18 protein-coding genes are annotated in these 22846 nt (G+C 45.5%); 16 read left to right on the top strand and 2 right to left on the bottom strand.

Translation table 11 applies throughout. The annotated features are described in order from the left end of the window. The first annotated feature begins 214 nt into the window (after positions 1–214). The 16 genes from ACR32F_RS19065 (at position 215) to ACR32F_RS18990 (ending at position 21438) form a co-directional block, all read left to right on the top strand. On the top strand, positions 215–1987 hold the full coding sequence (locus ACR32F_RS19065) for an ABC transporter ATP-binding protein (RefSeq protein WP_440109696.1): 1773 nt from the start codon (positions 215–217) through the stop codon (positions 1985–1987). Continuing rightward, positions 1984–3834, top strand: coding sequence for an ABC transporter ATP-binding protein (locus ACR32F_RS19060; protein WP_440109695.1), 1851 nt, complete (start codon positions 1984–1986; stop codon positions 3832–3834). The genes ACR32F_RS19065 and ACR32F_RS19060 overlap by 4 nt, the downstream gene beginning before the upstream one ends. 283 nt (positions 3835–4117) lie before the next feature. Beyond that, positions 4118–5761 carry an AraC family transcriptional regulator gene (locus tag ACR32F_RS19055; RefSeq protein ID WP_440109694.1) on the top strand — a complete coding sequence of 548 codons (1644 nt, stop codon included), beginning with the start codon at positions 4118–4120 and terminating at the stop codon, positions 5759–5761. A 132-nt stretch (positions 5762–5893) separates the two neighbouring features. Beyond that, positions 5894–6883, top strand: coding sequence for an ABC transporter substrate-binding protein (locus ACR32F_RS19050; protein ID WP_440109693.1), 990 nt, complete (start codon positions 5894–5896; stop codon positions 6881–6883). 65 nt (positions 6884–6948) lie between these two features. Then, on the top strand, positions 6949–7971 hold the full coding sequence (locus ACR32F_RS19045; RefSeq protein ID WP_440109692.1) for an NAD(P)/FAD-dependent oxidoreductase: 1023 nt from the start codon (positions 6949–6951) through the stop codon (positions 7969–7971). 252 nt (positions 7972–8223) lie between these two features. Further along, on the top strand, positions 8224–9411 hold the full coding sequence (gene purT / locus ACR32F_RS19040; RefSeq protein WP_440109691.1) for a formate-dependent phosphoribosylglycinamide formyltransferase: 1188 nt from the start codon (positions 8224–8226) through the stop codon (positions 9409–9411). Beyond that, the gene (locus ACR32F_RS19035; RefSeq protein ID WP_440109690.1) at positions 9401–9859 is read left to right on the top strand and encodes a GNAT family N-acetyltransferase; all 459 of its coding nucleotides are present in this window, start codon (positions 9401–9403) and stop codon (positions 9857–9859) included. Before purT ends, ACR32F_RS19035 begins: the two co-directional genes overlap by 11 nt. Positions 9860–10200: 341 nt before the next feature. Beyond that, entirely contained in the window at positions 10201–10938 is a 738-nt protein-coding gene (locus tag ACR32F_RS19030; RefSeq protein WP_440109689.1) for a CAP domain-containing protein, read from the top strand. A 247-nt stretch (positions 10939–11185) separates the two neighbouring features. After that, positions 11186–12055 (top strand): GDSL-type esterase/lipase family protein, encoded by an 870-nt coding sequence (locus ACR32F_RS19025; protein ID WP_440109687.1) that lies wholly within the window; start codon positions 11186–11188, stop codon positions 12053–12055. Then, positions 12056–13021 carry an ABC transporter ATP-binding protein gene (locus ACR32F_RS19020; RefSeq protein WP_440109685.1) on the top strand — a complete coding sequence of 322 codons (966 nt, stop codon included), beginning with the start codon at positions 12056–12058 and terminating at the stop codon, positions 13019–13021. Beyond that, complete coding sequence (locus ACR32F_RS19015) at positions 13014–14003, top strand: ABC transporter permease (protein WP_440109683.1); 990 nt, start codon at positions 13014–13016, stop codon at positions 14001–14003. Before ACR32F_RS19020 ends, ACR32F_RS19015 begins: the two co-directional genes overlap by 8 nt. 76 nt (positions 14004–14079) lie before the next feature. Then, the gene (gene parE / locus ACR32F_RS19010; protein WP_440109681.1) at positions 14080–16059 is read left to right on the top strand and encodes a DNA topoisomerase IV subunit B; all 1980 of its coding nucleotides are present in this window, start codon (positions 14080–14082) and stop codon (positions 16057–16059) included. Positions 16060–16071: 12 nt separating this feature from the next. Continuing rightward, positions 16072–18534 carry a DNA gyrase subunit A gene (gene gyrA, locus ACR32F_RS19005; RefSeq protein WP_440109679.1) on the top strand — a complete coding sequence of 821 codons (2463 nt, stop codon included), beginning with the start codon at positions 16072–16074 and terminating at the stop codon, positions 18532–18534. 230 nt (positions 18535–18764) lie between these two features. Beyond that, on the top strand, positions 18765–19202 hold the full coding sequence (locus ACR32F_RS19000; protein WP_440109677.1) for a MarR family winged helix-turn-helix transcriptional regulator: 438 nt from the start codon (positions 18765–18767) through the stop codon (positions 19200–19202). A 281-nt stretch (positions 19203–19483) separates the two neighbouring features. Beyond that, entirely contained in the window at positions 19484–19930 is a 447-nt protein-coding gene (locus ACR32F_RS18995; RefSeq protein WP_440109675.1) for a MarR family winged helix-turn-helix transcriptional regulator, read from the top strand. Then, entirely contained in the window at positions 19927–21438 is a 1512-nt protein-coding gene (locus ACR32F_RS18990) for a DHA2 family efflux MFS transporter permease subunit (RefSeq protein WP_440109673.1), read from the top strand. Before ACR32F_RS18995 ends, ACR32F_RS18990 begins: the two co-directional genes overlap by 4 nt. 118 nt (positions 21439–21556) lie before the next feature. Here ACR32F_RS18990 and ACR32F_RS18985 read toward each other — a convergent pair whose 3' ends face one another. Together ACR32F_RS18985 and ACR32F_RS18980 are read right to left on the bottom strand one after the other, a co-directional pair. Beyond that, complete coding sequence (locus ACR32F_RS18985; protein ID WP_440109671.1) at positions 21557–21901, bottom strand: MGMT family protein; 345 nt, start codon at positions 21899–21901, stop codon at positions 21557–21559. Between the two features lie 211 nt (positions 21902–22112). Beyond that, positions 22113–22844 carry an RluA family pseudouridine synthase gene (locus tag ACR32F_RS18980; protein ID WP_440109669.1) on the bottom strand — a complete coding sequence of 244 codons (732 nt, stop codon included), beginning with the start codon at positions 22842–22844 and terminating at the stop codon, positions 22113–22115. Positions 22845–22846: the final 2 nt, after the last annotated feature.

Here is a 22846-nt window from a genome sequence, read left to right as displayed (position 1 = left end):
AGGCATACAGGGAGCCTTTTTTGGTAAGAACAACCTGAAATGAAGAGAATATTCAAACATTTGATTGATAGGAGGGTATCTACCTCCGTTAATGCGTTATTAAGGTGAAAGTAGCCTGAATATGGTCAGTTATTCGCTTTGCCGCGAATGGGGGACGGTGATAAACTTCATAAATGTTCATACTGTTTTTGAACGAGACAAGAGGAGGAGAAACATGGATGTTCTCAGGCAACTGCAAACCTTTTATTGGGAAAAGCGAACGTATTTATTTGGTTCAATCTTATTCCTCGCCATAGCGACCGCGCTCGGGCTGGTGTATCCGAACCTGCTAAGGATACTGATTGATGATGTCATTGTTCCACGAAATTTTGAAGACGTTCCCACACTTGCTTTAACCGTGTTAGGGGTTGTAATTTTGAAAGCGGGAATGCAGTTTTTACACGGTTTCTATGGAGGACGCCTGGGTAACTTCCTGGCGTACCGACTTCGTAACGCTTGTTACGAAAAGCTTCAGTTTTTATCCTTCCGTTATTATGATACGGCCAAGACGGGTGATCTGATGTCCCGCCTCACGGGAGATTTGGAAGCCATCCGGAACTTTATCGGATTTGGTTTCGCCCAGATTCTCAACATGGTTTTGATGGTCGTATTCGGCGCAATCATGATGATGACCATGAGCTGGCAGCTTACGCTGTTCACACTCATTTGTATTCCTCTGCTTGCCTTCGTTGCGCTGAGATTCGAGTCCAAAATTCACCCTGCGTTTCAGGAGATGCGGCTGGCGCTCAGTTCACTGACGACAGCGGTACAGGAGAATATTACTGGTGTACGTACCGTAAAATCTTTTGCACGTGAGCCTTATGAAGTGGAGAAGTTTTCCACACGGAATGAGCGTTACAAGACCAATCAGATTCATGCTGCAACCTTGTGGAGTCGCTATTTTCCCATCATGGAGATTCTAGCTTCCGTAAGTGTCGTTCTGTTACTGGTAATCGGGGGAAGAATGGTTATACAGAAAACCCTGACACTCGGTGAACTCGTTGCCTTTTTCAGTTTGATCTGGTACATAATCGGTCCAATGTGGAACTTGGGATTCCATATCAATAACTATACGCAATCCAAAGCATCGGGTGAACGGGTACTCGAACTGTTGAATACCCCTGTGGATGTCGAAGAGACAGAAGATCCAGTCATTGTGAAGGCTGATCAAGTTAACGGTCATGTGACGTTTGAATCCGTTACCTTTGCCTATGGGAACAAAATGCCAGCTGTAACCGATGTTAACTTTGATGCGCCACCAGGTTCTGTAATCGGTTTCCTTGGGGGAACAGGGTCAGGTAAGTCGACCATTATTCAGCTTCTAATGCGTGCATACAATGTGAGCTCGGGAACGATCAAGCTGGACGGTAAAAACATTAAAGACATCGGCATTCGCAGCTTACGGAGTCAGATCGCTTCTGTATTCCAGGAAACGTTTCTGTTTTCATCCAGTATTCAGAACAATATTTCTTATGGACTCAAGAACGTGACCATGGAAGAAATTATCCGTGCAGCCAAGTTGGCTAAAGCTCATGAGTTCATTATGGAGTTCCCTGATGGATATGACACGGTTGTTGGAGAACGTGGAATGGGGCTTTCGGGAGGTCAGAAACAGCGGATTGCCATTGCAAGGGCCTTGCTGAAGAATCCGAAAATTCTGGTGCTTGATGATGCAACGAGCGCAGTAGATATGGAAACGGAGCATGAGATTCAATCCGGATTCCAGGAAGTCATGCGCGGAAGAACCACCTTTATCATCGCACATCGTATTTCTTCACTGCGTCATGCAGATGAGATTCTGGTGCTGGATGAAGGACGCGTTGTTCAGCGTGGAACACACAAAGACCTCATCGAAGAACCTGGGCCTTACCAGGATGTATATCAGATTCAATACGCAGATTATATTGCCCGCGGCAAGCGGGAGGCTGGGGAGCAGGTGAATTCATGAGTACCGAAACGGTAGCAGACAGGCGCGAGACGAAAGGGACCTCTGAAAAGAAACTGAATGAACGATTTGTTTATCAGGATGATGAAATTATTGAAAAACCGTTTAACTGGAATGAATTTGGACGTTTGTTCGGGTATATGAAACCTTATGCCAAACAACTCCTGCCATTCATCATTCTGATGATGATCCTGGGTACGATTACGAAATTGTCCGTGCCTTTCCTGATCAGTTTGGCGATTGACAGGGCAATTGCACCGGCAACGGGATTGCCAAGCATGACCATGCTTTATATCATTGCGGGCTCCATACTCTTGCTGTATCTGATCCAGTGGGCAGCCAATACGTACCGAATCAAACTGACCAACATTATTGGACAGCGCGTTATTTATGACCTTCGTTCGGATCTGTTCAAGCATATCCAGAAGCTGTCCTTTAACTTTTTTGACAAGAGACCTGCGGGTTCGGTATTGGTACGTGTAACCAATGACATCAATTCTCTACAGGATCTGTTCACCAACGGTGCGGTTAACGTCATGATTGACTGTGTACAGTTGCTGGGAATTATCGTCATATTGCTTCTCATTAACTGGAAACTCGGTCTTGCCGTTATCATTACGGTGCCGATCATGTTTATCATCTCGACCAAGCTGCGGGTGCTGATCCGTCGTGCTTGGCAGGATGTACGCATGAAGAACTCCCGTATTAACTCCCACTTGAATGAATCCATTCAGGGGATTCGGGTGACACAGGCCTACACGCAGGAAAAAGCAAACATGAAATACTTTGACAATATGAACCTGTCCAGCAAAAAATCTTGGGATAAAGCGTCGGCCATGAACCAGGGCTTTGGTCCGTTGATCGAAATTACCGGTGGTTTCGGTACATTAATCCTCTTCTGGTTTGGTGCCTATCTGATTCAAGATGGTCAGTTGACTGTGGGATTGCTTGTAGCCTTTGCTAACTATGTCGGCAACTTCTGGGACCCGATCAACCGTCTTGGACAGATGTATAATCAGCTGCTGGTTGCGATGGCTTCTTCCGAACGCATCTTCGAATTCATGGATGAAAAGCCAAGTATCGCAGATAAACCGGGTGCCAAGCCACTTCCTTCTATTAAAGGAGATATCGTATTTGACAACGTCGTATTCGAATACGAGAAAGGCAGACAGGCGCTGAAGGGTATTACGTTCTCTGCTGATGCAGGGCAGTCCATTGCACTTGTTGGTCATACAGGCTCGGGTAAGAGTACGATTATCAATCTGATCAGTCGTTTCTATGATATATCCGGTGGGCGTCTTACGATTGACGGACAGGACGTTCGGGATGTAACGGTGGAGAGTTTGCGCAGCCAGATCAGCATTGTATTGCAGGATACGTTCATCTTCTCTGGCACGATTCGTGATAATATCCGGTTCGGACGATTGAATGCAACCAATGAGGAAGTGGAGGAAGCAGCGAAGGCTGTTAATGCCCATGAATTCATTATGAAGCTGCCAGGCGGATATGATACCGAAGTCGAGGAACGTGGGAATGTACTATCCATGGGACAAAGACAGTTGTTATCCTTTGCTCGTGCGCTCCTTGCTGATCCTCGCATATTGATTCTGGATGAAGCGACAGCCAGCATTGACACCGAGACGGAGCTTAAAATTCAGGAAGCGCTGAAGGTTCTGTTACAGGGAAGAACGTCCTTTATGGTCGCTCACCGCCTCTCGACGATTCGAAACGCGGATCACATTATCGTCCTGGATCATGGCGAGATTAAAGAAGAAGGAACCCATGAGGAACTTATCCAGAAACAGGGCGTTTATAATGGATTAATTGAAGCTCAGTACAGATTTTTATAATTAAATGCTGGACGCGTGCGAAGCGTCTCGTAGCAAATGAACTCATAGCACTCTGGCGTTCTTTAGCCTGATCCTTCAAAATAAGAGAAACTTACTTATTGAAGGCAGGTATAGGGATTGCCGGAGTGTTTTTATGTTGATTAAGAGGTTGCTCTTCTCGGTACTGAAAAACAGACTTTTTGAACACGCACTTTAAGTTTTTCGAATTTAGCTCATGGTTGTCCAGTATGTTATATTTTGAAAGGAACAATAGGAACCCATATTCACGGCTGGAGGGAGATCAATGCACATTGACAACAACGAAATAAGATCAGAGCGTTTTGATCACCTGGATCAGATGAGCTTTAAGCTCATAGATGTGGATCATACTAGTGAAAATGCAAGGGAGTGGTCTTTGAGGAAACACTTCATTGAAACATACATGTTATTATTTGTAGCCAGTGGTCAGGGCTGGTTAATGGCAGATGGAAACTTTATTGAATTGAGGTCGGGCGGACTGTATATGGGATTCCCGGGACAGCTGGTTGAAGCGGATGTCCGTTCCTTGGATGAACGCGGCGTATATCACATGAGCTTTGATGTCATGTATTCATCGGAGCAAAATGGTCAGGGGGTCCTTGATATTATGAAGCAGCTTCTGCGTTATGAGGTGAACGGCGAGGTCACGTCTGCTTCTCCGGTTGCCGTGGGTGTACTCTGTCAGATGATTTACCACCACACCTTGAAGAAGGATGGATTGCAGCGTTATTATGGTCAGATCCGTTTTCAGGAGCTGTTGTATACGATGTTTTACGATGGTGCCTGTGCAGAAGGGACAGATTTAGCTTCACTGATTGAACATGTTAAGGCCTATCTGGAACAGAATTACACGAACAAAATAACAATTGAGGAATTGGCAATCGTTGCACGAATGAGCTCTCGTCACTTCATGCGTTTGTTCAAAAGAAGATATGGCTGTAGTCCAATGGACTACCTGACCATTTACCGAATAAAACAGGCCCAAATATTAATGAGGAATGATCATAATTATCGACTCAAGGATGTTGCATCGTATGTGGGTTACCAGGATGAAACGTATTTCCGGCGCAAATTCAAGCAAATCTCCGGCATTCCGCCAGCAGCATTTATACGCAATAGTAAACAAAAAATTGCTGCGGTTCATCCCTTAAGTATTGGTACATTGCTAGCCTTGCAGATCATCCCTTGTGCCGCTCCAGCAAGTCACCCGTGGACATATTATTACAGACGTAAATATGAAACAGACAAAGTTATGCCGCTGGCAGAGGTCGAGACGATCTGGTTGGAACAGCTTCGTTTGGTCAATCCTGACTATATTATCACGCTCCAGACCGAGATGTCTGCTGCCCTGCATAGTCAGCTTCGTGCCATCGCACCAGTATGTATCATTCCGTATAAAAAAGGCGATTGGCGGGAGCATTTGAGATTTCTTGCACACTTTTTGGACAGATCGGATATTGCAGAGGTGTGGTTGCAAAGATATGAAGAGAAGGTAGCTTTGGTGAAGCAGCAGCTTGCAGTAACCATACAGAAAGATCGGCTTCTTGTACTGAAAATATACGGTGAAGCGTTGCAGGTGTTGGGCCCAAGTAGCATTGCATCTGTATTTTACGTAGATATGCAAATGGACGGCCCAGAAGAAATAGAGAAGTATTGGGAACAGAGTAAAGTGACAATGGGGCAATTGTCGACCCTTAACATCGAAAGAATACTGCTGATCGTGGGTGAAGACGAGACATCCAGACAGACATGGGCATCCCTTCGGAAATCCGATGAATGGGGCGGTATAACAGCAGTACAGAATGGGCGCCTGGATATGCTTATGTCGAGTGTTCTGTTGGATTATACAGCGTTTACTCATGAACTTATGCTTGATGAAATATTAAAGTTATGGCAAGATCGTCCATAGCAAAAAGTCTGAATCGTCAATATCATGCCAGCGCGTATTTTATTATACTACTCCTATATCACAATGATAATGATAATTATTATTAATTAGACATTGTCAACTATTATTGACTTATAGGGGGTACATACAGAGATGAAGTTCAAATGGTTAACAGTCGTATGCTCAATTTTGATCCTGCTTGTTATATCGGCGTGCGGTGTGAGCAATCAGGAGAAGTCCACGAGCAATGAAGAAGAGGCGGGCTCTGCCAATTCATCAGCAGGGAAAGCCGATAAGGTGAAAACGGTGAAGAGTGAAATGGGAGAAATTACGATTCCGGAAACGCCGCAAAGAGTAATTGGTCTCTCGGTGGTATATCCAGAATTTTTATACTCACTTGGTATCGTACCTGTTGCTGTACAGAACTATCACTCCGACTTTCCTTCTTATTTAGAAGGACCGTTCACCAATACTCAGAAAATGGGTATAGCAAATACACCGGATTTTGAAGCCATCTTGGATGCAAATCCTGATTTGATTGTTGCACCTACCTGGTGGTCGAAGAAGGACTATGATCAGCTAACCCAGATTGCACCAACCGTACTTCTACCACAACGTGATGATTGGCGTGAGGAACTGCGTGATATTGCAGTGATTGTGGGCCAAGAGGAGCAGGCAGAGAAAGTGATACAAGACTTGGAGAAGAAGGAGAAGAAGGCTGCCGAAACGCTACAAAATTGGATTGGTGACGAGACGGTGCTGTACATCAGAGTGATGGAGAAGGAAATTATAGTGCATGGCGAGAACATCGACCGGGGAGGCTTTATCCACAAACGATTGGGTATGAACCCCCTTCCTAATTTCCCGAAAGCAGAAAATGCAATGTCTGTATCCTTAGAAGTACTGCCCGAATATGATGCAGATCATCTGATCGTTCAGCTCGACGATGAGACGAACACAGCAATAAAAAACAAATTCGAAGAGATGTTATCTACGTCGTTGTGGCAGAATCTAAAGGCCATCAAGCAGGACCATGTGTACATGGTCGGAGGCAAGGAATGGTTCAATCTGGGGATGTCTCCGCTTGCGGACAACTACGTAATTGATGATATTGTTGCTGCTTTTGAGGAGAAGAATAAATAAGTCAGACAGGCTACTGCTTAAGCAGTTTATGATTGATCAAACTCCAAAAACAGGATGTGTTCAAAATGTGTGAAGAAGAAATAGTTGACGTGACCATTATCGGGGGCGGACCGGCTGGAATGTATGCCGCCTTTTATGCAGGGATGCGTGAGATGAAAGTCAAAATCATTGAAGGCAAGGACCAGCTTGGCGGATTTCTGCATACCTATTCGGAAAAAACAATTTGGGATGTAGGCGGGGTGCCGCCTATGAAATGTTCCAAGCTGATCGAGTGGCTTGTTCAGCAGGCAATGACCTTTGATCCAGCCGTTGTGCTGAATTGCAAAGTGGAGAAATTCACTCGTCTGGAGAACGGAATATTGGCCCTGCATACTGCCGGCGGAGAGCTACATTATACGCGTACCCTTATTGTGGCTGTAGGTCGTGGCATAGCTGAAGCTCATAAGCTGGATATCGAAGATACGAATGAATATGAACGGGGTAATCTCTATTATACGGTGCAAAATCCGGAGCATTTTAGGGGTAAACATGTACTCATCTCTGGTGGAGGCAACAGCGCCGTTGACTGGGCGATTGAACTTGCTGGTATAGCCGATCGTGTAACCGTTATTCATCGTCAAGCGGAGTTTCGCGCCATGGAACGAAATGTAAGTCAAATGAAAGATATCGCTGATGTGAAGACACCCTATCAAATCACAAAGCTGCATGGCAATGGCGAACGTATCCATCAGGTGGTCATTACCCATATGCACAGCCAGGAAAATGTATTGTTAGATGTGGATGAAGTTGTGGTCAGTCACGGCTATAAAAGCAATGTAAGTGATCTCGCCAGCTGTGGCTTGGTCATGAACGATGGAACGATACTTATGAGTCAGCTTGCCGAGACCAGCATACCCGGTATTTTCGCGGCAGGAGATTGTGCAACCCACGATAGCAAAGTCAGACTTATTGCCGGAGCCTTTAATGATGCGATTGTAGCAGTAAATAGTGCGAAAAAATACTTGACTCCAGAGGCTCCCGACATGGCCTATGTTTCCTCACATAATGAGCTTTTTAGAGAAAAAAATCGGCATATCAAAAGCGTTTGAGTTTGAGAAAAACGTGTTTAATCAGATTTATTAGATGAATGACATTAACACTGTCAATATATCCTTATTTCTGGGAAGAATGGAAGGAGTATCGAATCGCTGAGCAGTAATTGTAAAATTTGATCGAAAAAACACAAAAAATCTTGTAAAATTCACAAGAAAAATAGGGAGCACTCTTGCATTCTTTAACCAAAACCCCGAAAATAGAGAGATAGATATAGAAGATTTCTCTTTGGGAGGATTGGAAAGAACATGTGGGGTGCTCCTTTTACGGCTCAAGCCAAAAAAATGCTGCTTTTGGGTAGCGGAGAATTGGGAAAAGAGGTCGTTATTGAGGCCCAACGACTCGGAGTGGAAACGATCGCTGTAGATCGTTACGACAATGCGCCTGCCATGCAGGTTGCTCACCGGTCATACTGCATCGACATGCTGGATGCGGAAGCTTTGAAACAATTGATCCGTAAAGAAAAACCTCATTACATCGTACCTGAGATTGAAGCTATTGCAACAGAAGCTTTACTGGAACTTGAGGAAGAAGGATTTTGTGTCGTACCTACGGCTCGTGCTGCACGTTTAACGATGGATCGCGAAGGCATTCGTCGTCTGGCAGCTGAACATTTGAAACTTCCGACAGCAGCCTACCTTTTTGCGGACAACCTGGAGCAGCTTCAGGAAGCCGTTCGTGAACTTGGCACACCTTGTGTCATTAAACCGCTAATGAGTTCTTCCGGCAAAGGGCAGAGCGTATGCCGTACACCGGATGATGTGGAGGATTGTTGGGACATCGCACTTTCGGGTGCTCGTGGCAAATCCGTTCGTGTCATCGTGGAGAGCTTTGTGCAATTTGATAGTGAGATTACATTGCTCACTGTTAGGTCTGTATCAGGCACCGTATTTTGTCCTCCGATTGGTCATATTCAGAAGGATGGGGATTATGTCGAATCCTGGCAGCCACATGCAATGACTACTGAGCAGTGGGAGCAAGCTTGTCATATTGCCAAATTAGTTACGGATGAACTTGGTGGTTATGGACTATTTGGAGTTGAATTGTTCCTGACATCGGATGGCGTTGTGTTTAGCGAGGTATCACCTCGTCCGCATGATACGGGCATGGTTACAATGGTAACGCAAGACAGTTCCGAGTTTGCGCTGCATGTACGTGCAATTCTTGGTTTTCCGGTCACAGGAGTACATTTACTGACACCGGGAGCTTCAGCAACGCTGAAGGCTAATGATGAAACATCTGACTTTACGGTAGGCGGGATCGAAGAAGCACTGGCTCTTCCTCGTACTCAGGTTCGTGTATTTGGCAAGCCTGAGACCAAAGTGGGACGCCGAATGGCCGTAGCGCTAAGTGCTGGCCAAGATGTGGAAGAAGCTCGTAAAACAGTGGTGCAAGCCGCTAATATGCTGAAAGTGGAGGTAAATCATGTCCTATAATGTTGAGGCCCCTGTACTGATGATCCGAGAGTGTGAGCTGCGAGATGCTGAAGCGGTAACGGGACTGATGCGAGAGGTCAGCTACCCGACAACAGCCAATGTTATGAAAGAGCGCATTGAATGTTTGGAGACTAATCCAAACGCATGTATGCTTGTTGCCGAAGTGGATGAACAAATTATTGGTGTGATTGGCGTGCAATGTGTACAAAGTCATGCCTATCCGGAACCAGCAGCACAAATCACTTCCCTCATTGTAGGTCAGGAATATCGTGGAGGCGGAATTGGCCGCAGGCTGATGGCTCGTGCTGAAGAGTGGGGTAGAAAAAAAGGTGGTAAACAACTGTTTTTCACTGGTGCGAACCGTGAAATTACTTCAAAGACTTGTTCTTTCTATGAGCACATTGGCTTCCAGAAGAGAGGCTATCGTTTCAGTAAAGTTCTCTTGTAGCAAAAAGATTCTCATTATATCGTGATCTTCACGTTCTGTTGTGGTGAATGATAAATAGATGATAAAGTGGCATTCGGCAAGCATTTTTTGTCCGAATGCCGTTTTTTTTATGATTTGACGTGAAGCTACCGAATCCTGCTGACTGAACCTTACTTTAAAGTAATAAAGAGCCCAGTGCAGTGTGATATAAACCTTCTGAACCTGCTTGAAACATGCCCTAAAAATGACAAAAAATTTACTTTTCCATATTTTATAGGTTAACATGCTTCCTATGAATTGATATACTGCTAGAGTATTCATTACAAAGTTGTAATAACTAATTCTTAAGGAGATGAATGAATTTGAAGAAGAAATGGATGAAAACAGTCGTAACTAGCAGTCTGACAGCTGTACTGGCCGTAGGGATCATGCTCCCTGCCTCCGCATCTGCTGCAGATACAACATATAAGACTACAACGACGTACAAGATTGCGAGCACAGACAGCCTGAAGGCTTACATTGAGAAATGGCTGAAGCAAAACGGATACACCGTATCCGAGGGACAAATAGTAGTGAAGCCTGTAACGAAGCCAGAAACTACAAAGCCAGAAACTACTAAACCTGCTCAACCAACTCAAGAAGAGAAACCGGCAACTACACCGGCTAAAAATCCTTCGAACACGGGTAATACGGATAACAATACAAGCAACAGCGGTAGCGAAAGCACACAATCAAACTTTGCAACTGAGGTTGTTAAGCTTGTGAACGCTGAACGTGCGAAAGCAGGCCTGAGCGCGTTAGCTTCAGATGCTCTACTCGACAAAGTGGCATTAGCCAAAGCTAAAGATATGAGCGATAACAATTATTTTGCTCACCAATCCCCAACGTACGGTTCTCCGTTTGACATGATGAAACAATTCGGAGTAACTTACAGCTATGCTGGCGAGAACATCGCCAAAGGGCAAAAGACACCTCAAGAGGTGGTTACAGCCTGGATGAATAGTGAAGGACACCGTGCAAATATCCTGAGCAAAAACTTTACGAAGATCGGTGTAGGTTACTACAACGGATACTGGGCTCAAGAATTTATCGGCAAATAATAATATATTATGAAAAACGTTCACACTTGATTTGAAAAAGGTTATGTCATCACAGCTTGGAGCTGTGCATGGCATAGCTTTTTTTCGTAGATTCGATATGCATTATGAATTTTCATATATATATCGGCAAAGTTTGCAAATTAACGACAGAACATTTATGTTATTTAGGAAAAGCGTCATCTTAATGTAGAAATATTTTAAAAATTTTAGCACCAAGTTCCGGTGTACATGAGCGGAGATGTGATGAATGAAAAGTAAAAAAAGCCTTGATTCAGCGCCAGGGATCTGGAGAACCATCAGTACAGTATCCATTTTGGCAACCTTGTTGCTGTTATTCGGATTCGGGTACGCCATAAAAGATGTGATCTTTCCCAAGGGAGATTCTGAGTTAACTACAGGCCAGGAGACAACCGCATCACCTAAGGATAACGAGGGGCAACCAGCTGTAGTGGAGGATGGCAAGATTCGGATGGCTGTCATCGGTGATTCCCTGGCAAGAGGCACAGGAGACGATGAGGGTCTTGGTTTTGTGAGACGGGCGGGGAATCTGCTCAAAGATAAAGGATATGATGTACAGGTTCTTAACAATCTGGGTGTGAATGGTCTGAGAACAGACGCACTTTTGAACAAGCTGGATGAACAGGGTGTACGTTATGTATTGCAACAGTCCAACTTTATTCTGTTGTCCATTGGAGCCAATGACCTCTTTCAGGGTGGACAAGTACTTCAGGGAGAAGACACGCCAACGGCTGAGCAACTGGCGGCAGCTTTACCAGAGACATCGAAACGTCTGCAGGAGATTTTGAAGAAAGTGAAAGAGATTAACCCTGATGCACAGATTGCTTACATAGGGTTGTACAATCCATTTGGTGATGTGAAGGAACTGGAGAAACCGGGAAATGCAGTTGTAGCTGCATGGAACGATGCTGCACTGGCTATTTTGAACAACGAGGACAAGATGACACTTGTGCCTACATTTGATTTGTTTGAAAATCATCTCGGACAGTACCTGTCTTCAGATCATTTCCATCCCAATGGCGAAGGATATGAGCAAATTGCAGTTCGGATTGCACAAGAATATCAGGCAGAAACCCCAGCAGAAGGGAGTGTGAAATAAATGACAGAAGAGCGAGTTGATCCCGTACTGTCTGTTCAGCATCTGAAGAAAAAAATCGGACGTAAGTGGATTATTAATGATGTTACATTTGACGTCAAACCTGGCGAGATTTTTGGCTTCTTGGGACCCAACGGTGCAGGGAAAACAACAACCATTCGTATGCTGGTCGATCTGATCAAACCAACGGAAGGCAAAATCAAGGTCTGTGGTTATGATGTGAATCGTGATCCTGAACGAGCATTGAGATACGTGGGTTCTATTGTGGAGAACCCGGAAGTCTACACGTATTTGACCGGATGGGAGAATCTGGAGCACTTTGCCCGTATGCAGCCTGGCGTGGATAATGATCGTATTCAGGAAGTGGTAGATATTGTACGCCTCGATCAGCGGATTCATGATAAAGTAAGAACTTACTCCTTGGGCATGCGTCAACGTATTGGTATTGCACAGGCTTTGCTCGGACGTCCTCGGTTGCTGATTCTGGATGAACCAACGAATGGGCTTGATCCCAAAGGAATCAAAGAATTGCGTGTCTTTATCAAGCAACTGGCAAGCGAAGGCATGGCTGTATTTGTCAGCAGTCATTTGCTGAGTGAGATTCAGTTGTTATGTGACAGAGTGGCTATTATCAGTGCCGGACGCGTACTGGCGGTTGGTGGAGTCAACGAACTGATCGAAGACCATTCCAAATTAGCGATATGGCATGTTTCTCCACTGGAAGCTGGCAAAAAGATATTGCTGGATGCAGGCTTTGCCTTGGTCGATCGGCCTGCTGATGTAATGGATGATACCATCGTTGCAGGACTTGGTCCAAACGCTGTCGTTGCTGAAATGCATGAGGATCAGATTCCGGTCCTGGTACAACAGATGATTCAAGCTGGAATTCAGGTTGAAGGTGTACAGCGGATTCAGCCAACGCTGGAACAACTATTTTTAAAATTGACAGAAGGTGAATCCATTGAGTAACATTATGCCTCTGATCCGAAACGAAACGATCAAGATGGTGAAGAAAAAACGTCTTTATATTATTTTTATCGTACTCGCGGTCCTGGTACCGATGTTCACGTATGCCCAGATGAAATCTGCGGAAAATAACCGTGACAAGTTTAACGGCGATTGGCGGCTTGAACTGCAACAGGCCATCACGGATAATCAAAACTCGCTGGGTAGTGATCGGGTACCTGAAGAATACAAAAAGTATAGAACAGTGTACATTCAACAGATGCAGTATTATCTGGAGAATGATATCAATCCGAAGGAACCAGGCGGTGTTACCTTTACGCGTGAGTTCATGAATAATGCGGTTGGGTTGTTTATTCCGTTGCTGATCATGGCGATTGCTTCAGATCTTGTGTCAGGCGAGCGCACCACAGGCACAATTAAAATGTTACTGACCCGTCCGGTCAAACGATGGAAAGTATTGCTGAGCAAACTGATTACGCTGATTATGTTTGTGTCGATCATTGTGGTATCTGCGTATATTATCTGCTATGTGATATCTGGAGCTGTGTTCGGATACAAAGGTTTTGGTATGCCGATCTTCACCGGATTTAAGGTTGTGGGAACGGATGTCGATATGTCCGCTGTGCACGCGGTAGACCAGTGGTTGTATCTGCTCATGCAGGCGGGATTAATCTGGTTTGTCAGTGTAATCGTGGCTATGCTTGCATTTATGGTATCTGTGCTTGTCCGCAGTACTGCCGCAAGTATTGTCATTATGATGGCCGCTCTGATTGCTGGAACGATCTTGACCAGTATGGCGGCATCCTGGCAGACAGCGAAGTATCTGTTCATGGTTAACCTTGAGCTTCCTAATTATTTGTCTGGAGGATTACCGCCAATCGAGGGAATGAATCTTGGTTTTTCCCTTATTGTGCTTAGTGTTTGGGGCATTGCTTCACTCATTGTGTCATTCCTTGTCTTTACGAAACGGGATATCTTGAATTAAAATGGACAAGGATAAGAAAACATCTGTTTGCATTTTAGGCATTTTTTTAGTTGCAAGTTAAGAAGGGGGAGCATGAATGGTCGAGCAAAGCGATATGTCGGCAGGTTCGACAGGCGGAGGACAAGGGTCTTCAGGCTACGACGCGGACGACATTCAAGTACTTGAAGGGTTGGTAGCGGTACGGAAACGGCCGGGGATGTACATCGGCAGCACCAGCACTTCGGGTCTACATCATTTGGTATGGGAAATCGTGGACAATGCTGTCGACGAACATCTTGCCAAATTCTGCTCCAAAATCGATATCACACTGCATAAGGACGGTTCTATTACGGTTCAAGATAACGGTAGAGGAATTCCGACAGGTATACATAAAACAGGAATTCCTACTCCCCAGGTCGTGTTTACGATTTTGCACGCAGGCGGTAAGTTCGGTGGATCAGGTTACAAAAAATCCGGCGGTTTGCACGGTGTAGGTGCGTCAGTTACAAACGCATTGTCCGAATGGCTTGAAGTCGAGATTTTCCGTGATGGCAAGATTCATCGTCAGCGATTCGAGTATTGGCAGGACAAAAAAGGGATTGAACATGTCGGAGAATCGGTGACCGGTCTCGAAGTGTTGGGTAATACCAACCGGACAGGTACAAAAGTTACATTTAAACCGGATATTCGAGTGTTCCAGACCGGCATTCAATTTAATTATGATACACTGGCAGAACGTCTTCAGGAGATTGCTTTTCTGAACTCTGGACTGAGAATTGTGCTCAAGGACGAACGTTCAGGTAATCAGGATGAATACATGTATGAAGGTGGAGCAAGCCAGTTTGTTGCTTTTCTTAATGAAAATAAAGATGTGCTGCATGATGTCATTCACTTCTATGCGGAGAAGGATGACATTGAGGTTGAAGTGGCGATCCAGTATAACGCGGGTTATACGGAAACGCTGGCTTCGTTCGTGAACTCGATCCCTACTCGGGGTGGCGGAACACATGAGACCGGATTCAGGGCAGCTTATACCCGTGTGATGAACGATTACGCACGGCGTACCAGTATGATTAAGGAAAAAGATAAAAACCTCGAAGGTAATGACTTGCGTGAAGGCATGATGGCTGTCATCAGTGTCAAAATGTCAGAGGTTGAATTCGTGGGGCAAACGAAGGATCAGCTCGGTAGCGCTTCCGCTCGAAGTGCAGTGGATTCGGTCGTATCCGAGAATATTCAGAGGTTCCTGGAAGAAAACCCACAAGTTGCGCAAACGTTAATTCGCAAAGCGGTTCAAGCTTCCAGGGCTAGAGAAGCAGCTCGCAAAGCACGTGATGATATGCGCACAGGCAAAAAACGCAGTGAAAGCTCCAACCTGAATGGCAAGCTGACTCCTGCGCAATCCAAGGATTTTACCCGTAATGAGTTGTTTATTGTCGAAGGTGATTCCGCAGGTGGTTCTGCCAAACAGGGACGTGACTCGAAGATTCAGGCTATTTTGCCCCTCAAGGGAAAACCGCTCAATCCGGAAAAATCGAAGCTGGCTGATATTCTCAAAAATGAAGAATACCGTGCCATTACAGCGGCGATCGGGGCGGGCATAGGAACCGAATTTGCAGTTGAAGACAGCAATTATTCCAAAATCATAATTATGACCGATGCCGATACGGATGGTGCACATATTCAGGTACTGTTGTTGACGTTTTTCTACCGCTATATGAAACCGTTAATTGACGCAGGGAAAATATATATCGCTCAGCCACCACTGTACAAACTCACTCGCAAATCCGGCAAAATGGCAAGTGTACGTTATGCCTGGACGGATGAAGAGCTGGCGAATTACATGAAAGAATTTGGAAACAATGTGGAGCTTCAACGTTATAAAGGTCTTGGTGAGATGAATCCAGATCAACTGTGGGAGACAACGATGAACCCTGAAACGCGTGCGATGCTTAAGGTACAGATTGTTGATGCAGCAAAAGCGGAACGTCGTGTATCTACGCTCATGGGTGATAAGGTTGATCCACGGAAACGCTGGATTGTAGAGAACGTCGACTTTACAGAGTACGAAGAATAGAAGGTGCTTGGAATGAGTCCATCAGAACAATTTATGCCGGCCTTTCTCGAAGAGGTCGTAGGTGACCGTTTTGGTCGCTACTCCAAATACATTATTCAGGATCGAGCCATTCCCGACGTGCGGGATGGTTTGAAGCCTGTACAGCGGCGTATTCTGTATGCCATGTACGATTCAGGTAATACGCCTGATAAGACTTACCGCAAGTCTGCCAAAACCGTTGGGGACGTAATGGGTAACTATCATCCTCATGGTGACTCCTCCATCTATGAGGGTATGGTGCGGATGGCACAGCCATGGAAAATGGGCCATATGCTCGTGGACGGTCATGGTAACTGGGGATCTCAGGATGATGACCCGGCAGCGGCGATGCGGTATACGGAGGCTCGTTTGTCGCCCATTGCGATGGAGATGCTTCGCGATATCGAGAAACGTACCGTTCTGTTTAAGGATAATTTTGATAATACGGCTAAAGAACCGGTTGTACTGCCATCTCGTTATCCGAACTTGCTGGTTAATGGTGTAAGTGGAATTTCCTCAGGGTTTGCAACGGAGATTCCTCCACACAATTTGCGTGAAGTCATTGATGCTTCCATCGCTGTAATGGAGAAGCCGTCCATTGAGCTGGACGAGATCATGATGTTTATGAAAGGTCCTGACTTTCCGACAGGCGGATTGATTATGGGCGGGGACGGCATTCTGGATGCCTATCGAACAGGTAAAGGACGGATCTATATCCGGTCCAAAACCGAGATTGAAAACATGCGCGGTGGCCGACAGCAGATTGTCATTACCGAGATCCCTTATCAGGTCGTGAAATCTCGTCTGGTTACAGCAATGGAGAACATTCGACTTGAGAAAAAGGTTGAAGGTATTGCCGAAGTGCGTGATGAGAGTGGACGTGAAGGTCTGCGAATCGTGGTTGAGCTGAAAAAAGAAGCGGACGCACAAGGTATTTTGGCTTATTTGCTGAAGAAAACAGACCTACAGGTCACCTATAACTTCAATATGGTTGCGATTGTAAATAAAGCGCCTCAGCAATTGGGATTGAAATCAATCCTCGAGGCTTACATTGCCCATCAGCGTGAAGTTGTGACCTTCCGTACCCGGTTTGAGCTGGAGAAGGCGGAAGACCGTGCTCATGTGCTTGAGGGCCTGGTTAAAGCTCTTAACATCCTCGACGAGGTCATTGCTGCGATCAAAGCCTCGAAGAACCGTCAGGATGCTCAAAATAACCTAATGTGGATGTTTGGATTCACCGAACGTCAGGCAGATTCCATCCTTACGTTGCAATTATACCGGTTGACGAATCTGGAGATCAATTCTCTGGAGAAGGAACTCGGTGAACTGATGAAAAAGATTGCACAATTACGATCCATTCTGGATAGTGACCGCAAGCTGATCGGAGTCATTCGCAAAGAATTGATGGAGATTCGTGAGAAATACGGAATAGACCGTCGCTCGGCGATTCAGGGTGAAGTGGAAGAACTCAAGGTGAATCTGGAAGTGCTGGTCAACTCGGAAGATGTATTCGTTACGTTGTCCAAAGAGGGATACATCAAGCGCACAGGTATGCAGTCATTCACACGATCGGGCGGCGAACGTAACGCAAGTGGTGTGAAGGACGGCGATTATATCTCACAGGTCCTTGAAGTCAACACGCTTGAAAATCTGCTGGTATTTACGAAGAAAGGCCAGTATTTCCTGTTACCTGTTCATCAGGTGCCGGAATTCAAGTGGAAGGACCCGGGAACAGCGATTGTCAACGTCATTCCACTTGCGAAGGATGACCGGATATCCAGTGTACTTGCTGTGAAATCCTTCGAAGAGCCGAATCACAGTCTGGTCTTTGTCACGCGCAAAGGACAGGTGAAACGAACCGAGCTGAAGGAGTACGTTACCAAGCGGTCAGGGGCAGTAGCGGCGTGCAAAGTGGGCAAGGATGATGAAGTATTATCTGTACATCTGAGTACAGGTGGTAAAGATATTATGCTGGTTACCAGGGAAGCGATGGCGATTCGTTTTTGTGAGGATGAGGTCAATCCGATGGGCCGTGTATCCGGTGGTGTTCGTGGTATTCAGTTAAAAGACACGGATGAAGTGGTTTCTGTTCTATGGGTAGAAGGCGATGAAGGCGAAGTTGCTGTATTGTCTGACCTCGGTTATGGTAAACGCTCGTTATTGCTTGACTATGCTCTTCAGAGCCGTGGAGGCAAGGGACTGGCGACCTTTGAATTCAAGGAAGGCAAACGGGTGAAACCAAACGGTAGCCGAATTGCCGGAGCTTTCTATTGTCGAGAACAACGGAATGTAACGGTGATGACCAAGGAAGGACAAGCACATCACATTTCTTCCGAAGCCGTACCTATTACTGAACGCAAACATATCGGTAAATTATTAATTCATGTGGATAAACAGGATGAAATTATGGAGCTTATGATAGATATCACTGAGAATCAATCCAGTTCATCCTCATAAAAAAGGAATGAAATAAGACTCTTTGCAGCGCAGGATAGCCTGTCATGCGAAGAGTCTTATTTTGTTGTTCTGGCGCGGAATGAAAGAGGCCGTCCATGCGAAGTTTAACAACCTTCGTCGATTACGGTCGATCGCTAGGAAATTGAAAAAAGGCAGCAGGAATGCGGCTTTGAAGCGCGAAAACTTAAGCATGTGAAGTGATAACCGGTTGCAGAGAGGAGCGATTCAAGATGTATAATTCCGATTTTGCCAAGTGCTGGTCGAAGCTGACCAAGGACTACAAGCTTCATATGGATCATGAATTGGCACCAACATTAACGGAGGCACAGCTGGCCGTGCTGGAGGTTCTTGAGGATCACCAGAAGATGAAGCCGTCCGATCTTATTCCTTTTCTGGCTACAACACCAGCAGCGGTAACTATGCTGTTGGATCGTATGGAGAAAAATGGACTGATTCGCAGGAACCGGGACGATCAGGATCGGCGTATTGTATGGGTATCCCTTTCCGATAAGGGGCGGACGGAGACCGAACGGGGAATCTCCATCCGCAATGAATTTATGAATTCGGTTCTGAGCAACATTTCGATGCATAATCAGCAATTGCTGGTTTATCTGTTAGGTAAGATGACCACACCTAAGAACAAAGAGCATGCATTGTCCACATCTTAATAATCGATCCTGGTTGATCATAATAACCATAGGAGAACCTGTCTGTGTACAGGAGTCCTATGGTTATTTTATGTGTAGCTATCGATATACAACTCGCATGACAAGGGTAATCTTATGGTCAATTTGGATATGGATGATGTGTTATTTAGTATGCTTCAATATTATTTGTTAAAATTATATGTAAAGAGTTGACTATGTAAATATTTTTGCTATAATAAGTAATTGTTCCCCTGATATTTCGTGTACGAAATATTATATTCCATAAGTAAAAGGGTGAATTAATGTCACACATATACGAAGTATTTTACATTATTAATTCGTTTCGGCAGGTCAATCAAATGCTCTTCCGGGCATTCTGGAATGAAAACAAGCAGATTGAGCTTACTTCAATTCAATTTATGGTGTTATCCATATTGAGGGAACGTCCTTCCATCGGAATAAACGAAGTGGCTGAACTATGCCATATGGGAAGCAGTTCTATGAGTGCTGTTGTGGAGCGTTTGGTTAAAGGCGAGTATATTGTTCGCACACGATCTCACTCTGACCGCCGATCCGTCATGCTGCAAATTACGGACAAAGGGGAAAAGGCCCAACAGGAGACACACCACTTGTGGATGGAGAGAGTATCTCCCATTCTGGATATCCCGAAGGAAGACATTGAGCACCTGCTCAGAATTCATAATCAAATGATTGAAAAGTTAGAAGGAAGAGAGATGAACAACCCATGAGTACTACTGCAACAGCAGCGCCATCCTCCGCAATGGACAACATTAAGAAAGGCCCAATTGTGGCCGCACTGTTAATCGGTGCTTTTGTTGCCTTCCTGAATCAGACCCTGATGAACGTAGCTCTTCCTAAAATTATGGAAGACCTCGCTATTAATGCAAACAAAGCTCAGTGGTTAACCACAGGTTATATGCTCGTCAACGGTGTGCTGATTCCGATTACGGCTTATCTGATCGCCAAATTCTCGACACGTCAAATTTTTATTGCAGCCATGACACTATTTACAATAGGGACTCTGGTCTGTGGATTAAGTCCGAACTTTTCTATCCTGATGGTCGGTCGTGTGATTCAAGCAGCAGGTGCAGGTATTCTGATGCCTCTGATGACCGTTGTGTTCCTGACCATCTTCCCAATTGAAAAACGCGGTCAAGCGATGGGTACGATGGGGATCGCGATGATCCTGGCTCCTGCGATTGGACCGACTCTGTCGGGTTATGTGGTTGAACATTATTCATGGAGATTACTGTTCTACATCATTTTGCCATTCTCCGTTATTGCGACTGCAATCGGAATCGCTTTTGTCAAAAATGTAACACGGCAATCCAAACCTAAACTGGACTATCCAGGTGTAATTTTATCCACACTTGGTTTTGGTAGCTTGTTGTACGGCTTCAGTGATGCGGGTACAGACGGATGGGGAAGTGCCATTGTTATCGGATGTCTGGTCATCGGGTCGATCTCCCTGATCCTGTTCGTTATTCGCCAGCTGACAACCGATCATCCGCTCTTGGAGTTCCGTATTTTCAAATACAACATGTACACATTAACAACGATCATCAATATGCTCGTGACGATGGCGATGTTCGCCGGTATGATTTTGCTTCCGATTTTCCTGCAAAATATTCGCGGCTTCTCACCGATTGAATCGGGTTTGCTGATGATGCCGGGCGCCATCCTGATGGGGATTATGTCTCCGATCACTGGCCGCATCTTTGATAAAGTTGGAGCACGCTGGCTGTCTGTTGCTGGTCTTGCAATTACAGCCATCACAACATGGGGACTCAGCCGCCTGTCGATTGATACAACTTACAGCTACATGATGTTTATCTATACAGCTCGTATGTTTGGTATGTCGATGTTGATGATGCCCATTCAAACGGCGGGTCTGAATCAGTTGCCACAGCGCCTGAACGCGCATGGTACAGCGATGTCCAATACACTGCGTACCGTTGCAGGTGCGATTGGTACAGCGATTCTCGTTACGATTATGAGCAGTAAGCTGAAATCCCATCTGGCAGATGCCTTGGCTACAGGCCAAGTCGCTACAGATGATAAGGCTGCGATGCTTCGTGCTACCGCCGATGCAACCATCTATGGGGTAAACTATGCGTTTATGATAGCAACCGCAATGACAGTTGTTGCTTTGCTGCTGGCGTTCTTTATCCGTAAAACAAAACCGGCTATTGAACCTGTAACAGCTGAGCAGCAAAAAGTGAATGCAACTGCGTAAACCGTACTCGCTTAATGTCCTTATCTATTCAATATTTCGCGTTAAAAATAATAAAAGAGAGTTCAGGCAGTCTCTACTGCTTGAGCTCTCTTTTTTGGGATTATGTCGTGAATGGACATTATTCTTCATGAGCCGATGCATCTATGAGAAAGATCGGTTCAGGATCATGGCCGTAGATTCTGAGGTTGATACTTCCATCCATTTGAAATTCAATACCTTCGCTTATGAGTTCCGTTTCTTGCATCAAGCGCGAGTGTTCATCTGGAATGGAGATTTGACCTTTAGCATTGACAACACGGTGCCAAGGAAGGCGCTCCTTGCGGCTCATGGAATGCAGAATGCGTACAACCTGTCTGGCAGCTCTAGGACTGCCGGCATGAGCAGCAATCTGCCCATACGTCATCACTTTGCCTTCAGGAATGGCTGTGATAATGGCGACGACCTGTTTGGTAAATGGTGTCATAATGCAGAGTCTTCCTTTCTGGTGGAGGTATCGAATAAGGCTCCAAGTGTGCAGTCTTCTAAGGAACAGTTTAACATATGGTTGGAGTCGTTAAGAAAGAGTTCGTTCCGAAAGGCAGCTACTAAAAAACCGTGCCATCGGGATATAGAATCCAGATGACACGGCTTACGATCAACTCTGATCCTGTGATCGTGTATAGTAAATGAATAATTTAATGATCCGTGTTAAACGCGTTGTCATAAACAGCAGACGGCCACTCTGCCCAAGGAAATTCCCGGGGAGGCAGGGACTGTAGAACAATCTCTTCCTTCGTGACCGGATGAGGAAAAGCTGCAATAGTAGACCAAAGGGCAATTTGTTGGCCTGGCTTATTTACATCTGCGCCGTATTTCTGATCTCCAAACAGGGGGCAGCCGATTTCTTTCATTTGCACCCGAATCTGATGAGATCTGCCTGTATGCAGTTCAATGTGAACCAGACTGTAACGGTCATTTTGGCCGATGACTCTGTAATCCAGAACGGCATCTTTGCCGCCAACTGTACCCTGAGGCACAACGGTGACGGTATTTGTGCGCGCATCCTTCAGCAGGGTGTGCTTTAACGTTCCTTGCTGAGCAGGCGGCTTGCCGTGGACAACAGCCGCATATATTTTGCGAAAATGACGTCCTCGGACCGTCTCGGATAATCTGGAAGCCGCTTTTGATGTTTTGGCAAAAATCATCGCTCCACCAACGGGTCGGTCAAGTCGATGCACCAGTCCAAGATAGACATTGCCGGGTTTGTTATACCTGTCTTTCAGGTCCTGCTTCAGCAAGGTAAGCAAATCCGGATCACCTGATGCATCTTCCTGGGTAGGTACATTGACCGGCTTTGTAATGCCTAACAAGTGGTTGTCTTCGAACAAGATCGGAATTTCTCCGGTTCCATGCAGTTGTTCCGACATGA

Source organism: Paenibacillus hebaui (genome assembly GCF_051934385.1).
In the GTDB taxonomy this organism is placed as follows: domain Bacteria; phylum Bacillota; class Bacilli; order Paenibacillales; family Paenibacillaceae; genus Paenibacillus.
Note: the sequence above shows the minus strand (reverse complement) of the source record. Positions and strands in the feature narration are given on the sequence as shown.

Bases quoted from the DNA above. Each gene is read 5' to 3' on its own strand.
- ACR32F_RS19065 (WP_440109696.1), top strand. From the start codon at position 215: ATGGATGTTCTCAGGCAACTGCAAACCTTTTATTGGGAAAAGCGAACG.
- ACR32F_RS19060 (WP_440109695.1), top strand. From the start codon at position 1,984: ATGAGTACCGAAACGGTAGCAGACAGGCGCGAGACGAAAGGGACCTCT.
- ACR32F_RS19055 (WP_440109694.1), top strand. From the start codon at position 4,118: ATGCACATTGACAACAACGAAATAAGATCAGAGCGTTTTGATCACCTG.
- ACR32F_RS19050 (WP_440109693.1), top strand. From the start codon at position 5,894: ATGAAGTTCAAATGGTTAACAGTCGTATGCTCAATTTTGATCCTGCTT.
- ACR32F_RS19045 (WP_440109692.1), top strand. From the start codon at position 6,949: ATGTGTGAAGAAGAAATAGTTGACGTGACCATTATCGGGGGCGGACCG.
- purT (WP_440109691.1), top strand. From the start codon at position 8,224: ATGTGGGGTGCTCCTTTTACGGCTCAAGCCAAAAAAATGCTGCTTTTG.
- ACR32F_RS19035 (WP_440109690.1), top strand. From the start codon at position 9,401: ATGTCCTATAATGTTGAGGCCCCTGTACTGATGATCCGAGAGTGTGAG.
- ACR32F_RS19025 (WP_440109687.1), top strand. From the start codon at position 11,186: ATGAAAAGTAAAAAAAGCCTTGATTCAGCGCCAGGGATCTGGAGAACC.
- ACR32F_RS19020 (WP_440109685.1), top strand. From the start codon at position 12,056: ATGACAGAAGAGCGAGTTGATCCCGTACTGTCTGTTCAGCATCTGAAG.
- parE (WP_440109681.1), top strand. From the start codon at position 14,080: ATGGTCGAGCAAAGCGATATGTCGGCAGGTTCGACAGGCGGAGGACAA.
- gyrA (WP_440109679.1), top strand. From the start codon at position 16,072: ATGAGTCCATCAGAACAATTTATGCCGGCCTTTCTCGAAGAGGTCGTA.
- ACR32F_RS19000 (WP_440109677.1), top strand. From the start codon at position 18,765: ATGTATAATTCCGATTTTGCCAAGTGCTGGTCGAAGCTGACCAAGGAC.
- ACR32F_RS18995 (WP_440109675.1), top strand. From the start codon at position 19,484: ATGTCACACATATACGAAGTATTTTACATTATTAATTCGTTTCGGCAG.
- ACR32F_RS18990 (WP_440109673.1), top strand. From the start codon at position 19,927: ATGAGTACTACTGCAACAGCAGCGCCATCCTCCGCAATGGACAACATT.
- ACR32F_RS18985 (WP_440109671.1), bottom strand. From the start codon at position 21,901: ATGACACCATTTACCAAACAGGTCGTCGCCATTATCACAGCCATTCCT.
- ACR32F_RS18980 (WP_440109669.1), bottom strand. From the start codon at position 22,844: ATGTCGGAACAACTGCATGGAACCGGAGAAATTCCGATCTTGTTCGAA.